11 protein-coding genes are annotated in these 16,566 nt (G+C 27.5%); 3 read left to right on the top strand and 8 right to left on the bottom strand.

What is annotated here, in order from left to right:
- Nucleotides 1-322: 322 nt before the first annotated feature.
- Both uvsE and ytaF read left to right on the top strand, forming a co-directional pair.
- Complete coding sequence (uvsE, locus tag AC4FRL_RS06380; RefSeq protein WP_491139367.1) at nt 323-1,558, top strand: UV DNA damage repair endonuclease UvsE; 1,236 nt, start codon at nt 323-325, stop codon at nt 1,556-1,558.
- Nucleotides 1,559-1,643: 85 nt separating this feature from the next.
- Nucleotides 1,644-2,246 carry a sporulation membrane protein YtaF gene (gene ytaF, locus AC4FRL_RS06385; RefSeq protein ID WP_491139368.1) on the top strand — a complete coding sequence of 201 codons (603 nt, stop codon included), beginning with the start codon at nt 1,644-1,646 and terminating at the stop codon, nt 2,244-2,246.
- 50 nt (nt 2,247-2,296) lie between these two features.
- Here the strand turns inward: ytaF and fabV are convergent, their stop codons facing one another.
- The 5 genes from fabV to AC4FRL_RS06410 all read right to left on the bottom strand — a co-directional run bounded on the left by fabV (nt 2,297) and on the right by AC4FRL_RS06410 (nt 10,321).
- Entirely contained in the window at nt 2,297-3,466 is a 1,170-nt protein-coding gene (fabV, locus tag AC4FRL_RS06390) for an enoyl-ACP reductase FabV (protein WP_491139369.1), read from the bottom strand.
- Nucleotides 3,467-3,672: 206 nt separating this feature from the next.
- Nucleotides 3,673-5,151 carry an APC family permease gene (locus tag AC4FRL_RS06395; protein ID WP_491139370.1) on the bottom strand — a complete coding sequence of 493 codons (1,479 nt, stop codon included), beginning with the start codon at nt 5,149-5,151 and terminating at the stop codon, nt 3,673-3,675.
- Between the two features lie 306 nt (nt 5,152-5,457).
- A complete protein-coding gene (locus AC4FRL_RS06400; RefSeq protein ID WP_491139371.1) occupies nt 5,458-7,698 on the bottom strand; it encodes a glycoside hydrolase family 31 protein in 2,241 nt (746 codons plus the stop codon).
- 47 nt (nt 7,699-7,745) lie between these two features.
- A complete protein-coding gene (locus AC4FRL_RS06405; RefSeq protein WP_491139372.1) occupies nt 7,746-8,630 on the bottom strand; it encodes an ROK family protein in 885 nt (294 codons plus the stop codon).
- 242 nt (nt 8,631-8,872) lie between these two features.
- Nucleotides 8,873-10,321 (bottom strand): ABC transporter substrate-binding protein, encoded by a 1,449-nt coding sequence (locus tag AC4FRL_RS06410; RefSeq protein WP_491139373.1) that lies wholly within the window; start codon nt 10,319-10,321, stop codon nt 8,873-8,875.
- Nucleotides 10,322-10,696: 375 nt separating this feature from the next.
- On the opposite strand from AC4FRL_RS06410, the gene AC4FRL_RS06415 reads away from it, so the two are divergent.
- A complete protein-coding gene (locus AC4FRL_RS06415; protein ID WP_491139374.1) occupies nt 10,697-11,191 on the top strand; it encodes a DUF308 domain-containing protein in 495 nt (164 codons plus the stop codon).
- A gap of 52 nt (nt 11,192-11,243) precedes the next feature.
- On the opposite strand, the gene AC4FRL_RS06420 is transcribed toward AC4FRL_RS06415, so the two are convergent.
- From AC4FRL_RS06420 to AC4FRL_RS06430, 3 genes are all read right to left on the bottom strand, one after another.
- Nucleotides 11,244-14,378 (bottom strand): alpha-mannosidase, encoded by a 3,135-nt coding sequence (locus tag AC4FRL_RS06420; RefSeq protein WP_491139375.1) that lies wholly within the window; start codon nt 14,376-14,378, stop codon nt 11,244-11,246.
- Between the two features lie 206 nt (nt 14,379-14,584).
- Nucleotides 14,585-15,541, bottom strand: coding sequence for a carbohydrate ABC transporter permease (locus AC4FRL_RS06425; RefSeq protein ID WP_491139376.1), 957 nt, complete (start codon nt 15,539-15,541; stop codon nt 14,585-14,587).
- Between the two features lie 16 nt (nt 15,542-15,557).
- A complete protein-coding gene (locus tag AC4FRL_RS06430; protein ID WP_491139377.1) occupies nt 15,558-16,526 on the bottom strand; it encodes an ABC transporter permease in 969 nt (322 codons plus the stop codon).
- Between the last annotated feature and the right edge of the window lie 40 nt (nt 16,527-16,566).

Below are 16,566 nucleotides of genomic sequence, written 5' to 3' on the forward strand. Positions count from 1 at the left end.
TCTATTAACCATATAATGTGCTCTAAACCTTTTTTTAAAAAGGCATTTTATGTACCCTTATGTTCCCATAAATATTACTGTCTTTTAGATTTAAATTTATTTATATATTTAATCTAAAAAAACCAAACTACAAATATTAAAACTTCTTAAATCTAAATATATCTCATTCTCTAATATAATTTTGCCACACAACTTACAAAGGAATTATTACAAAATTATTAATTTATAAATTAAGAGATTTATTCACTTATTTTTACATTTTATTAACTTTTTTCTTTTAATTTAAAATAAACTGTTTTGTTTTAAGAAAGGATTGATTTATATGAAAATAGGTTATGCTTGTATTCCTATTACTACTAATGCAAAAACAAATAGAAAGCTACTTTTAAAGGATTTTTCTAAAGATAAATTTTTATCCTTAACGGAAAAAAATTTAGATGATTTAGAAAAAATATTAAAATGGAATGTAAAAAATAATATTTATCTTTTTAGGATAAGCTCTGATATTATTCCCTTAGGTTCCCATTTTATAAACGAGATTGATTGGAGAAAAATTTTTAAAGATAAATTAGAGCATATAGGAAATTTAATAAAGAAAGAAGGAATAAGAGTTTCAATGCATCCAGGACAATACACAGTTTTAAATAGTCCTAAAGAAGATGTAGTAAAAAAGTCTATTAGAGATTTTGAATATCACTGTGAATTTTTAGATTCTCTAAACCTAGACTATAAAAACAAATTAATTATTCACATAGGAGGAACCTATAATAATAAGTCCTTAGCAAAGGAAAATTTTATAAAAACCTTTAAAATGCTTTCAGATTCCTCAAAAAAAAGACTAGTTATAGAAAATGATGAAAGAAATTTTTCTTTAGAAGATGTTTTAGAAATTTCCTCTAAAATAAATGTTCCTGTAATATTTGATAATTTACATAATCTTTGTTATGGAAATAACTTTAAAAGCCTTAAAGATATATATGAATTAGTTTCTAAAACATGGAATATTAATATAGATGGTCCAATGAAAGTACATTATAGCCAACAAGACATGTTTAAAAAAATAGGTTCTCATTCTAAAACTATAAGAATAAGCACATTTTTAAATTATTATGAAGAAGTTAAAAGCTTCTCTCCTGATATAATGCTAGAAGTTAAGGATAAAGATATTTCTGCTATTAAGTGCATAAATTCAATTAAAGAAAGAAAAAATCTTTTAAGCTATGAAGATATAAAAAATGAAAAGAATAATTACGAAATTTTATGGAGAGAATATGATAAAAACTTTTTAGAAAATTATAATAAATTTTCTAAAAGTATTATAGAATTTTATAACTTTATAGATGACTTAATTCTCTCTGAAAGAGAAGCTCTACTTAAAAACTCCATTCCTATAGCTAAAGAATATATAAAGGAATATATAAATTCTAGGGAACTTAATTATTTAAATAAACTAATTTTAAAGAAAGATTTTGAAAAATCAAGAAATTACATAAAAAAACTAATAAAAAAATTAGAATTTCCCGAAAAAAAATTATCTTACTATTTATCTCAACTCTAGATTTATTTATACTCTCTAAAATTGTCACAATCTAAATATTGTTAAAATATATTGAAAGTAACAGTAAAATTTTGGAGGCATAAAAGTGTTTTTAAGCATAATTCTTTTTGTAATTGCATCAAGTTTAGATATTCTTGTAGTTTCTCTAGCTTATGGGCTAAAGAACATAAAAATAAATTTTTCTAGCACCCTTGTAATAGCATCAATATCTGCTTTTGGCACATTAATTTCTATGGTTATTGGAAAGTTTTTAATAGATGTAATTCCTATTAAGTTAGGAGATATATTAGGTGGCTTAGTACTTATGCTTTTAGGCGTTTATTCAATATATTCTTATTTTAAAGAAAAAAAAGATATATGTAATAACTCTGAAAAAAGTAATTCTCCAATTTTCCTTTTAGATAATCCAGAAATAGCAGATAAAGATAACTCTGGTAATATTGATTTTAAAGAATCTTTAAGTTTATCTTTAGCACTTTCCCTAAATAATTTTGGTTTAGGCATAGGTGCTAGTATTTCTGGAATTGATATAACATTAACAACTTTAATAACTTTTGTTATTTCCTTAATATTTGTTTCTTTAGGTTTTTTCTTTTCAAAAAAAATAAAAGGAAAAAATCTTTCAAAAAATAGCGATTTAGTTGCTGGATTAATAATAATAATACTATCTCTATTTATTATATTTTAATATTTAAAGTAAAAATAAAAATGCTAGGTTAAATCCTAGCATTTTTATTTTTAAATTCTTGTTATGTCAACTTCTTCTGAGTAATCTACTCCATCTACTCCAAAGCCAAAAAGTTTAAAGAATTCATTTTTAAATCCTTCTGCATCACTTAATTCAAAAACATTTTCACTATTTATTTGTGGCCAAATTTCTTCAATAGCTTTTTGAACTTCTTCATCCATTTCTAAATTATCTATTCTGATTCTATTTTCAGAATCTAAAACTAAATCTTCTCCATAAACCTCTTTAAACATTCTGTATATTTGTTCAATACAGCCCTCATGAGTTCCTTTTTCTTTCATTACTTTGTAAAGAATTGAAATATATAAAGATACTACTGGTATAGCGGAACTAGCTTGTGTTACTAAAGCTTTATTTACAGAAATTATACCTTCCCCTTTTAATGGGCTTAAAATTTCACTAATCTCCTTAGCTTTCTTCTCTAAATCTGTTTTAGCAACTCCTATAGTTCCTTCTCTATATATAGGATATGTTACTTCTGGTCCAATATAAGAATAAGCTATAGTTTTTATACCTTCTTCTAAAACATTAGCTTCTTTTAAAGCCTTAATCCATAAAAGCCAGTCTTCTCCACCCATTACTTTTATTGTACCTTCTATTTCTTCTTCAGTAGCTTCATTTATTGTTATTTCATGGATTTCTCCTGTATGGAAATCTAAAGTTTTACTTGTAAAAGGTTCTCCTATAGTTTTTAATGAAGAAGTATAAACCTCGCCTGAAACAGGGTCTTTTCTCTTTGGCGCTGCTAGGGAATATATAACTAAATCAACTTTTCCAATTTCTTTTTTTATTATGTCAATAACTTCTTCTTTAATTTCCTTAGAAAAAGCATCTCCATTTACTGAAATAAATTTCTTTCCTTCATCTTTTGCAAAGCCTTTTAAGGCTTCTACATTATACCATCCAGCTGAAGCTGTTCTTTTCCCCTTAGCTTCTCTTTCAAAAGAAACTCCTAAAACCTCTGCATCACAAGCTTCTAAAGAAACTATAGTACTTGCAAGACCATATCCTGTTGAACATCCTAATACAAGAACTTTTTTAGCACCTTTTATCTTACCCTTTTCCTTTACATACTCAATTTCATTCTCAACATTTTTTTTACATCCTGTAGGATGTGCAGTTGTACATATAAAACCTCTAAACTTTGGTTCTACTATCATTTTAATATCGCTCCCTTCCTAATAATTACCTTTTAAATTTTAATATTAAAAATTACTATTTTATGTACTTATTATGAATTTCCTTTGATTATCAAAGTATATTGTACTTATCATATTACCATATTTAATATAATTTGTCATTATAATAAAATTATATATCAAAAAAAGACACTCTTCTATTTAAATAGAAGAATGTCTTTTCTTTTTTAATTTGTAGGATTTGCATCCCCTAAGGAATTTTCATTGTTTTTTCCATTTGTTCTTTTAGCTATTTTAGGTAATATTAATCCTAAACCAATTAGGACTATAGGAGTACCTATATTCATTCCTACCCTAAATATCCATTCTCCAGAAAATGCTTTAACATCTGTTGGGAACATACCTAAAATACAAGCAAAGGCTGTAAAGGCAAAACACCACATTCCTATTATTATTGCTAACTTATCATTTTTAACAAATTTATACTCTGAATTAAACTTTCCTTTTACTGCTCTTCTTAACATTATATAAGCTAAAAATACCCATAAATATCTCATTGGCATAACTACAGCATTTAATTTTAATAACCAAGTAAATAATTCATTAAAGTTTCCAATTCCTAAAGCAGGAACTATTATTAAAATTCCAACTAATATAGAAGTCATTATATATCCATTTATAGGTGCTCCATTTTTATTAGTTTTAGTTAAAGCAACTGGAACATATCTTGAATCACTATCTGATAATAAAACTTTTAATGGTGCATCTATAGAAAATACTAAAGCTGAAACTTGAGCTGCAAAATTAGCTAATGCATATAAAATTAATAAAGAATTTCCTAATCCATAATAATTTCCAAGCTTTTGGAATGCATAATAAGCACCGTTTAACATTAAATCATCAGGAACATTATTTGCATCAAACATCATACCCATTGCTACAGAACCTAAAAGTGCTGTAACTGCAACCATTATAGCTAAAGCTATCATTCCCTTTGAAAAACCTCTTTTAGAGTCTTTCATATTATTAACATATGGAGATATCTTTTCTGCTCCTCCTACTGAAAATACTAACATAGCTATGGTAGTAAAATAGGTAAAATCAAATTTTGGTATATAGGTTTTTATAGATGTCATGTTTGGACTAGCTATTGAAACCCCTCTAATAGCTGGTGCTGCAAGCATAAGTATTATATAAAGTATTGACATAACAAACATTGCAGTTCCTGCTATAGTTCCTATTTTTCCTAAAGAATTTACTCCTCTTGAAGCAATCCAAACAAAAAATAAAAATACTAACAAACAAATTACTTGAATAATTTTAGGGTCTATTTCTTTTATTGTATTTCCATCTTGGAATACAGCCCACCCTAAAGAAACAAGAACAGCTTGTGGTTTTTGAGCTAAGTAAGGTACATGAACTACCCAATAAGTCCAACCAGCTAAGTAAGCTAAAGTAGGTCCCATAGTTTTTCCAATCCAAGAACTTACTCCTCCACTACTATCTCTAAATGTTGAGCCTAATTCCCCAACCATAAGAGCATAAGGTACAAAATATAGTGCTATTATTAATATCCAAGAAGTTACTACTGTTAACCCCTGTGTAGCAAAGTTATTTACTACATTACCAAAGCCCCAAACAGATACAAAGGCCATTAAACCTAGGTTGTACCACATAAGTTTTTTTTCATTATTGCTATTACCCATGTTTTTCCTCCTAATCATCAATGGGAATTAAATTTTCTATATTATTTAAAAAAAAGCTTATTTTTTAAAGATTTAATAGAAAATTAATTATAAATTATTTTAACGTTAAATATTACACACTAATTTTAACACCCTATTAAAATTAAAGCAATATAAGTGAATTTCATTCATAATAGCTATTTTCCAAAAGCATCCTAATTTTTCTTTAAATAACTTTAAATTACTTTATTTTTTGTATATTATTAAAATTTTATAAAAAAATAAAGGTTTAAGTCTTGTCTTAAACTTAAACCTTTCAAAGTAAATTTATTTTATTATTTTAATGTTAAAATCCTCTATTCCATATCCCTTATTAATAATATTAAATTTCTCTTTTCCTTCTATAACTTCTATATAGATGTAATCAAATTTTCCCTTTAAATATTCCATAGAAATACCATCATCATTATAAACAAACCCCTTAGCATTTTCACCAAATACTTTTAGAAGAATATCTAATGGTCTTTCCTTAACATTTTTAAATTTTTTCTCATATGTTGGTATTATTGTACCTTCTTTAACAAAAACTAAAATTTCATCTAGCTCACAAGGAAGCTTGTACCATTTCCCACCTTGTAATTTTTCATTAGTAAAGTAGTTAAACCATACTCCCTTTGGCAAATACAAAGTCTTACTTCTTTCCCCTTCATATAATACTGGTGCAACAAGCATATTTTCCCCTAACATAAACTGCTCTCTCATATTTAAAAGATTAATATCCTCTTCATATTCCATTATCATAGGCCTAAAAATAGGAAGCCCTTCCTTGTGTGATATATAATATAAACTATATATATATGGAAGTAATTCATATCTTAACTCTATAGATTTTTTAGCTATTTTTTCAGCTCTCTTTCCAAAGGCCCAAGGCTCTTGCCTTCTAGTATACATATTCGAATGATTTCTAAATATAGGAATAAAAGGCCCTAGTTCCATCCATCTTATAAACAATTCTTCTCCTGAATCTAAGCCAAAACCAGAAACATCATTCCCAACAAAGGAAAATCCACTAAGACCTAAGTTAGCATTCATTGATATAGACATTCTCATTTGACTCCAAAGACTCATATTATCTCCCGTCCATACTGATGAATATCTTTGTCCACCAGCATAAGTAGCCCTAGTCATTGAAAATCCTCTTTCATTAGGATGCAATTCCTCTTGAGCTTCCTTAGAACATCTACTCATTTCAAAGCCATACCTATTATGAAATTCTTTATGTTCTATAATTCCATTATCACTATTATGAAGACAACTTTCTAACATTGTTTTATGGTCATTATTAAAAACACAGGGTTCATTCATATCATTCCAAATACCATCAATTTTATTTTCACTTATAAACTTTTTAAGTTCTCTTTTCCACCATTCTCTACACTCTTTATTTGAAAAATCAGGGAAAGCACTATCTCCTGGCCAAACTGCTCCTATAAATAATTCTCCATCTAATTTTTTAGTAAAGTGATTTCCTTCTTTTCCTCTTTTAAATACCTCATATTCCTCATCAACCTTAACTCCTGGGTCAATAATAGTAATTGTTCTTATTCCTTTATTCTTTAAATCACTAATAAGAGAAGGTGCATTGTCAAAATTAGGTTCTTTAAAAGTCATAACTCTAAAACCATCCATATAATCTATATCTAAATAGACTACATCTAAAGGTATTTCCTTTTCTTCAAAATTTCTTACTAACTCTCTAACTTCTTCTTGGCTAAAATAACTAAATCTGCATTGTTGATATCCTAAACTCCAAAGAGGAGGCATTTCCATTCTACCTGTTAAATAAGTGTAGTTTTTTACCACCTCTTTAATATTTTCACCTAAAATAAAATAATATTGGATTTGTCCTCCTATAGCTCCAAAGAAAATTCTATCCTCTCTCTCTTTTCCCATGTCAAAATAACTTCTAAAACTATTATCAAAAAACATTCCATAAGTTGCATTTTCTTTTAAAGCTACATAAAATGGTATTGTCTTATAAAAGGTTACAGAGTTATCCTCTGTTTCAGGGTCATCAGTATTAAAATTTTCTGTATAACATCCCTTTTTATTTAAGTCTCCTCCCTTTTCCCCTAAACCATAATAAGCCATACAATCATTTATTTTAGATATATATATATTTCCTTCTTCATCCTTAAAACTAGGTTGAAAATCTTCATTTATTATATTGCCCTGTAAATCTCTAAAACTTATTTCTGTATTATGTTTATTTACAAAAGTTAAAATTTTATCTCCCTTTATAATTAAAAAATTGTCCTTATCTTCTAATTCAAAACTTCCCTTTTCTAAATTATTTAATACAGCATTAGTAGAAATACTTTCTTCATATTTATCTCCTATAAAAACCTTAACTATATTGTTTTTAAATATACTTAAAGTTATTTTTAAATTTGAAAAATAAACATTTATATTGTTATCATCAATTTCATAGTTTTTAAAAACTCTTAATCCACCCTTGTAAGATTTAAATTTCATATTTAAATTTTCTCTATAGTTTAACTGTGTCATAATATATCCCCTTTTGTTTATATTTTTCTTTAAATAATAAGTTCATATTAAAAAAGATAATTATATAAAGCTCCTATTAAATTTGAATCATTTTCAAATTTACACTTTTCAACACTTATATCTAAAGTTGCTATATCACTTTTTAATAAAGAAAGTTTTTCATTTATTTTCTTCTCAAAGCCTTCTCTAGAACTTATTGCTCCTCCTATAACTATTTTATCTGGGTCAATTATATACTGAATATTATATATACCTCTTGCAAGGTCCATATACCATAAGTCTATCTCATTAATAACTTCTTTATCTCCCTTTTCGGCCATTTCAAAAACTTTTTTACCATCAAGCTCTTTTTTTTCTATTCCTTTTATTTTGCTTACTCTTTTAACTAATGCATTTGTAGAGGCAACTTCACTCCAAATTCTATCTGTTTTATTTAAACTATCTTTAGTAAACATATAGCCAAATTCTCCTCCATGAAGATTTTTTCCTCTTAATATACTTCCATTTATAACTATGCATCCTCCTATACCTGTTCCTATTACAATACAAGCATAATTTTTAACATCTTTAGCTGCCCCAAGCCATCCTTCTGCTAAACCTGCACAGTTTGCATCATTTTCAATAGTTACTTTTAAGTTACATCTTTTTTCTAATAATTCTCTAATATTTGGTCCATGAATACAAGGAATTGCACTTCCTCCTCCTATAAAACCACTTTTAACATCTACAGCTCCTGGTGAACTACATGCTAATCCTGAAATTTCATTATTTTCCTTGTATAAGTCAACAATATTTCCTATAGATTCAATAAACTTATCTATATTATCTCCCTCTGTTTTTATACTTCCCTTTTCTAAAATTTCTCCTTTTTCATTCATTAAAGCATGCTTTATACTTGTTCCTCCAATATCTACAACTGCATATTTTTTCATAAAAAATTCCCCCAATTTTATTATTTTTATAAATATATAAAAGCTTTAAAAATTAAGTGCTATATCAAAATATAATAATAAAACTTACAAACAATATATAGAATATCTAGAGTGTAATTTTATGATTTATTTAGGTATTACTATTAATCATAAATTTTAGCTAATCTAGCAATTCTTAAAATATGTTTGTAAGTTTTATAAAAATTATTTTAATACATGCCCTTAAATTTAATTAAATTTTATTAGTTTCCGTTAGAAGATTTCCACTCATCTATTTGACTTTGCATTTCTGAAATTACTTCGTCTATTCCAACTTCTTTTAACTTGTTATTCATTTTTTCTAGGTATTCAGCTTCATTAACTGATCCACTATAGATAGTTGATTTAAATTCTTCAAGAACGTTGTTTATAGCAGCAATTTGGTTACTTACTTTTTCAGTATTAAATTTAAATCCTAAAGCTGGTGATTCAATAGAATCATCATTGAAAGCTTCAAACTCTTTCCACTTATCAACTGGCTCATTATCTAAAGTATAAGTTATGAATAAGTTACCTAAAGTATAGTATCCTACTGAATAGTCTTTTGCTCTATCAGTTAATTTTATTTGAGTATCACCAGTTTTTTCATAATGTACTCCTTCTATACCGTAGTTTATTAAGTTTCTTAAATATACATCAGTATTTAATAGATTTAAAAACTCCATAGCTTTTTCTGGATTTTCTGAAGTCTTAGAAATAGCTATCATTGAACCTGTAGTAGATCCATTAGTTATGTGAGTTTCCATAATTGGTGAAGAAACAACTTCATAACCTAAATCTTTTGACCATAATACATCAGCGTAAGGTTGTCCATCAGCTTTTGTTACAAGTCTCTTAACTGATTTATCATCTTTAGCTGTAGCTGAGTCTTTATTTATATATCCTGCATCATAATATTTTTGTAATGTTTCTAATTCGCTCTTCATTTTATCTGTTTCAAACATATTTTTAATAGTTAAGCTTTCATCACCATACTCAACACCTACTGGGTCAACTAATTGATCAAAGTAAGCTGGTGCTGAGAATCCCTTTGTTATATATAAAGGAACAACATCTGGCTCATTTTCTTTAATTACTTTTAACCAAGGTTCTAAATCTTCTAAAGAATGAATGTCTTTATAAGGTATGTTATATTTATCAACATATTCCTTTGTGAACACCCACATAGGAGCAACTCCTATTTCTTTTTGGTTAGGAACTGCATATGTTTTTCCATCTATTTTAGCTCCTTCCCAGAATCTTTCATCTATTGCAGCTTTCATATCCTTACCCTTAGTCTCTAAAAGCTCATCTATTTCTAGGAAAGCTCCTTTTCTAGCATTTTCTAAGTATGGGTTTGCCCATGAACAAGTAAATGCTAAGTCATATGGCTCTCCTGAATTTATTATAACTCCCATTTTTTGAGTATAATCACCATAATCAATAAATTTCATATCAATAGTAGCATTGATTTTGTCTTTTAAATATTCATTAGCTTTTTCTTGAACCATCTCTAAATCTTTAGGTGCTTGTCCAATCGTGTACCATGTAAGATTTACAGTATCTCCTTCTCCAGCATTTGCTGTTTTATTTGATCCACATCCTGTTAAAGCAACAGATGCAGTTACCATAGCACAAGCGGTTAAAGCTATTAGTTTTTTAAATTTTAACATAATGTTTTCCTCCCTATTAAACCTTCGTTTTTCAATCCCTTAATATCGTTTACACCTCTATTATATAGAGCATTTAAACATTTTCATAGTGGAGATTTTTTATATTTATTTGACTTTCTCTATTTATAAATTTTTAACCTAAGAATCCTTTTTGTTATTTTCTCATTTTTTGATAAAATTTTTCATAATTCTTCTAATAAATACCTTTTCATTCGATATATTATTACTTTTTTTATCAATTCAATTTAAAAGTATTAAATTTATATAGCAATAAAAAAATATATGTTAAATTTAAAACATGAATAATTTTTTATGAGATGTTATTATCTATTTATAGTAATATTTCTAAATTTTTTTGCATAAGGAGTGATTTAAATGGGAAAAGGTAGTAAATTATTTTGCATATTAGGCGGAGTCCTATTAGCAATCGTAGGTGTTTTATTCTTTATTAAACCAATGGAATCATTACTATATTTTACAATAGTAGCTGGAATATTAATAATTGGTTCAGGTATTCTTTCAATTATTAGAGCATTCAGATCATCAAGAAAGGGACTATATATATTAAATGGAATAATTTCAATTTTATTTGGATTAATATTATGCTTTGTACCTTTACAAAGTGTTGATATATTAGTTGTTTTCTATGGTTCATGGGCTTTAGTAAACGGAGTATTCTTACTTGTAGGTGAATTCACTTATAAAACATTTGGATTTAATGCTACAACATTATATTCTGTATTATCAATAATATTAGGTTTATTAATATTATTCGAGCCAATGTCATTCTTAGTTGCTACACCATTTATAATAGGTGTTTACTTCATAGTAATTGCAATCTTTGAAGTTTATTTAGGATTTAAACTATAGAATTTAGTACATAAAAAGGATTCACCAAAATCTCTTGGTGAATCCTTTCTTTTTATACTAATTTAACTTTAAAAGTTTTTATCTCAAAAGGTTTAATAATAAAATCTAATTTATTATTTGAAAAATCAACCCTTTCTAAGTCTCTTTCTATTAAATTACACTCAAAAGCTTCTTTTATCTCTCTTGAAAACTCTAATGTTGCCTTGGTTCTACTATTAAAAAATTCATACATTCTAATTATTAAATGTTCTGTATCTTCAGCCTTTTTAATAACCTCAATCATTACATTTTCTTTATTTACCTTTACTAAACTTAAAGTATCGTCTAAAAGTCCCTTATTTTTTTCACAAAGCTTTGTATATAAAGGTTGATTTAATTCATAGGCCTTTTTAACTGTATTTCCCTCTTTCCATGTTCCTAAATGAGGATAAATTGAATAAGTAAAGAAATGTTCCTCTTGGTCTGTTTCTGTCCATGGATGTGTTCCTGATTTTAATAAAGTAAGTCTCATATCTCCATCTTGTATATCATGTCCATACTTACAATTATTTAATAAAGAAACTCCAAAGTCTCCTTCTGAAAGGTCAGCCCACTTTTGTCCACACACTTCAAATCTAGCCTCGTCCCAAGAGGTATTGCTATGTGTTGGTCTTTTTACATTACCATATTGAATTTCATAAGTAGCTTCTGTAGCATTTAAATCTATAGGGAAAGAGGTCTTTAATAAAATTTCATGCTCTTTCCAATCAATATAAGAATTAAAATCTATTCTATCTAAATCCTTATAAATATAAATCTTTTGAATTATAGTAGATTCTAAAAACTTTCTTTCGATTCTTAAAGTACTTCTTAATGGCCCCTTTTCAATAACTTCAATACTTCTAACATCGTCAACATTCCACATTTTTTCTTTATAATATATATCTATATCCCAGTTACTATATTCCATAGGCTTATCTTCAAAAGCTTGAAGTCTATTTCCTAAAGCTCCCTCTTTTAATACTTCTCTTTCTGCTCTCTTATCAAATAATGAAACTATATTTCCTTCTTTATTAAATTTAATCCTTAAGAAGTCATTTTCAGCCTCTCTTTCACTTAATGAAACATCATAATCTGAAATCTTTTTAGCTTCTATTAACTTAAAACTTTTATATCCATTTGCAGGTATCCCCTTAGCAAAGAATATTGCTTTTTTTCCATCATCTATCTTTTGACAAATAATTTCTTCTTCTCCATCTAATAAAGCAGGATTTTCTATGTCATATGGCAAATCAAAGGTAGCTATATCATCTCTCTCAAAACCTAAAGAGTTAAATACAACTATGCTTCTTTCTTTTAAATCAATTTCTGATGTTATATTATCTAAAGCTGAATTTAAAAATTCATTTCCCTTTTCAATTAACTCTTTGTATTCTTCCTTAGTTACATCATAAACCTCTTTTATAGATGAACCTGGTAAAATATCATGGAATTGATTTAAAAGTATTGTTTCCCAAGCCTTATTTAAATTTTCTAAAGGATATTTTTTTCCTAATAACATAGCCATTGAATTAAACTTCTCTGCTGATGTATATAGATTTTCGCATATTCTATTATCTCTTTTATTTCTTCCCATGGAAGTATAAGTTCCTCTATGATATTCAAGATATAATTCTCCAACCCATTTTGGAAGTTTATTATTATCTTTTACTCTATCTTCTAACTTCTTAAAATAATCCTTTGCCTTTCCTATTTTAACCTTAGGTGCTCCTGGTATACCTTTTGAAAGTCTTTTTGCATTTTCAAGCATTTCATAAGTAGCACCACCACCACCATCTCCAAAACCAAAAGCAACTAAAACATCATTATTTATATCTTTTTGTTGGTATCTATTCCATGCTCCCATTATAGAACCTGGATGAATATTTCCAGAGTATGTTGTCATAGTTTCCTTAAATGGATCTTGGTCTGGATAAGTTGTAGTTATAAAGTGAGTTAATATTTCTGTTCCATCTATCCCTTTCCACATAAATGTATCATAAGGCATTTTATTAAATTGATTCCATGAAATTTTAGTTGTCATAAAATAATTAACATCAGATTTTTTTAATATTTGAGGAAGTGCAGCGGAATATCCAAAAACATCTGGAAGCCAAAGTATTTCATTATCAACATTAAATTCTTCTTTAAAAAATTTCTTTCCATGAAGTATTTGTCTTATTAAAGATTCACCAGATGTTACATTGCAATCAGCTTCAAGCCACATAGCTCCTTCAGGCTCCCAAACTCCATCTTTAACCTTTTCTTTTACCTTTTCATAAACCTTTGGATGATCTTCTTTTAAAAATTTATAAAGTTGAGGTTGAGAAGACATAAATATATATTCTGGATACTCCTCCATAAGCTTTAATACAGTTGAAAAACTTCTTGCAACCTTCTCCCTTGTTTGAGCTACAGTCCAAAGCCAAGCTACATCTATATGTGTATGACCAACACAAGTAGCAACCATATCTTCATGACCACACATCTTATCATAAAAATTTTCTTCTATATATTTATTAGCAACCTTTAAACTTTCCTTATACTCCTTAGTAAAAGGTCTTCTTAAGTCTATTAAATTTATTGTGTCATTTAACACATTTAACATATCAATTCTTCTTTTGTCTTCTTCATGTAATTTAGTTGAAACTATATGAGGAACACTTAAATTAAAGTATAGTCTTCTTGCTTCCTCATCTATGGTTACTAACTTTCCATATAAAGTTGATTTTTTCCCTTCTATTCTTCCTATATGTGCATGTAAATCTATATCATAAACTTCACCTGCAACTGCATTATGAGTTAATATTGTTTCTTGATGATTTACATCTAGACCTTGTATATGTTCTCCATTTACATAAAGAATAAATTGAGGATTTGTTGTATTATCCCAATCTCCTAAAAAAGTATGAAAACTTAAAGCAATTGTTTGTCCTTCAAACTCTTTTGGTACCTTAATAGAAGTTTTAAACCATCCATGACTTTCCTCTCCCCATAAATCTCCTGTTTTAAAATCTATCCATCCCTCTTTTGGTGCCTTTTTTATTTCATCTATATTATCATATTTTCCTGCTATAAATTTATAATTATCTATGTTTAAAGTATTAGAATAAACATATCTTCCTATTTCTTCATAAGTCTTTCTTATTCTTTCTGATATAAATCTCATACTAATTTTCTCCTCATTTTAATTATTTTATATCTCTATATTTTAAAAAAGACTGTATCAAAACTTAAAATAATAAAACTTATAAATAATATGGAGAGAATATCTTGGAATTATTGCTATAAATTCTTAGCTAAGTCCTGTAATCCTCGAAATATATTTATAAGTTTTATTTAAGTGCCTTGACACAGTCATATTATTTTATTTAATTACTCTTTAACTGCTCCAATTGTTAATCCATTTACAAAGTATCTTTGGAAGAATGGGTAAGCAAATATTATTGGTAAAGTTGAAACAACAACTATAGCCATTTTAGCAGTATCCTTTGGCATATTCTTAGTAGCTTCTATTGCATTTGCACCAAGTGATGTTGCATTATTTGCTAAGAATTCCATTGAGTTTTCAAGTCTTATTAACAAATATTGTAATGGTATTAAGTTTGGCTCATCTATATATAACATAGCATTGAACCAATCATTCCAATAACCTAAAGTTAAGAATAATCCTATTGTTGCAATACCTGGTAAAGATATTGGTAAAACGATTCTTAAGAATAATCTCCATTCTGAAGCACCATCTATTTTAGCTGACTCTATAATAGCATCTGGTACTGATGTCTTAAAGAATGTTCTTAAAATAATTATGTGGAATGAACTTACACACATTGGAAGTATAAGTGCCCATATAGTATTTTTTAATCCTAAAAATCTTGTAACAACTAAGTATGAAGCAACCATACCACCTGAGAATAACATTGGTATAAATATTACCTTAGTGAAAAATTTTCTATAAGCAAAGCTTTTTCTTGATAAAGCATATCCATACATTGACATTATAGCTAGTCCTATTAATGTACCTAAAACTGTAACTATAATTGTAACTCCGTAAGAAGTTAAAATCTGACTTCCTGATGAGAATATATATTTATAAGCTTCAAAGCTCCACTCCTCTGGTATAAACTTATATCCATTAACTTGAAGAGATTGTTCATTTGTTAAAGATATAGCTATAACAAATACAAAGGGCATTATTGCTAAGAAAGCTAAAACTGCAAATAATATATTTAATAATACGTTACTCTTTTTTGATACAGCATTAAACTTATTTATTTCTTCTTTTGGCTCTGATTTTTTCTGAAGCCTTTTTTGTTTAATAGTTTCTAACACAAATTACACCACCTTTTTAGAAGAATGCATTTTCTTCGTCTACTTTTCTTACTATAGCATTAGAAGCTACTATAAGTATTAATCCTACAAATGATTGATATAAACTTGCTGCAGAACTCATACCAATATCTCCTAAATTCATAAGACCTCTATATACATAAGTATCTATTACATTTGTTACTGGATATAATGCACCGGAATCCTTAGGTAATTGATAGAATAAACCTAAATCTCCTCTGAACATACCCCCGATTGAAGTTATAAACATTATAATCATTACAGGTTTTAAAAGTGGAACTGTTATATATCTTATTTGTTGGAACTTACTAGCTCCATCTATCATAGCAGCTTCATAAAAACTCTTATCTATACCGCATATTGATGCTAAATAAACAACTGTTCCATATCCAACTGCTTTCCATTGGCTCATAAAGATTATTATAAATGGCCAATATTTAGGCTCCGTATACCAAGAAATTCCCTTAGCACCCATAGATTCTAAAATTCCGTTAACATATCCTTTTTCTGGGCTTAAGAATGCATATAAACAATAACTTACAACAACCCATGATAAGAAATAAGGTAAGAACATACTACTTTGATAGAACTTAGCTAACTTCTTATTTAATAACTCATTTAATAAAATTGCTAATGTTACTGGAAGTACTATTCCTAAAATTATAAATACCACATTGTATAAAACAGTATTTTTAGTTATTAGCCAAGCGTCACTACTTTGGAATAAGAATTTAAAGTTATCAAAACCTACCCATTTACTATTAAGTAAACTTTCAAAGAATCCACCATGAATTCTCCATCTTTTGAAGGCTACTATTACCCCAAACATTGGTAAGTAAGCAAATACTAAAAACCAGATAGCCCCTGGTATAGTAAGTAGTAATAATTCTTTATTGTTTCTAAAACGTTTCATTCTATCTTTCATTGTAAGCTTCTCTTTTGGAAGCTTTTTAGCTTTACTCTTCACACTTTTTCCCCCTTTTGTTGTAAACGTTTCTTGTTATTTT

The sequence above is a fragment of the Clostridium sp. TJA032 genome (assembly GCF_058310275.1).

Bases quoted from the DNA above. Each gene is read 5' to 3' on its own strand.
- uvsE (WP_491139367.1), top strand. From the start codon at position 323: ATGAAAATAGGTTATGCTTGTATTCCTATTACTACTAATGCAAAAACA.
- fabV (WP_491139369.1), bottom strand. From the start codon at position 3,466: ATGATAGTAGAACCAAAGTTTAGAGGTTTTATATGTACAACTGCACAT.
- AC4FRL_RS06395 (WP_491139370.1), bottom strand. From the start codon at position 5,151: ATGGGTAATAGCAATAATGAAAAAAAACTTATGTGGTACAACCTAGGT.
- AC4FRL_RS06400 (WP_491139371.1), bottom strand. From the start codon at position 7,698: ATGACACAGTTAAACTATAGAGAAAATTTAAATATGAAATTTAAATCT.
- AC4FRL_RS06405 (WP_491139372.1), bottom strand. From the start codon at position 8,630: ATGAAAAAATATGCAGTTGTAGATATTGGAGGAACAAGTATAAAGCAT.
- AC4FRL_RS06410 (WP_491139373.1), bottom strand. From the start codon at position 10,321: ATGTTAAAATTTAAAAAACTAATAGCTTTAACCGCTTGTGCTATGGTA.
- AC4FRL_RS06415 (WP_491139374.1), top strand. From the start codon at position 10,697: ATGGGAAAAGGTAGTAAATTATTTTGCATATTAGGCGGAGTCCTATTA.
- AC4FRL_RS06420 (WP_491139375.1), bottom strand. From the start codon at position 14,378: ATGAGATTTATATCAGAAAGAATAAGAAAGACTTATGAAGAAATAGGA.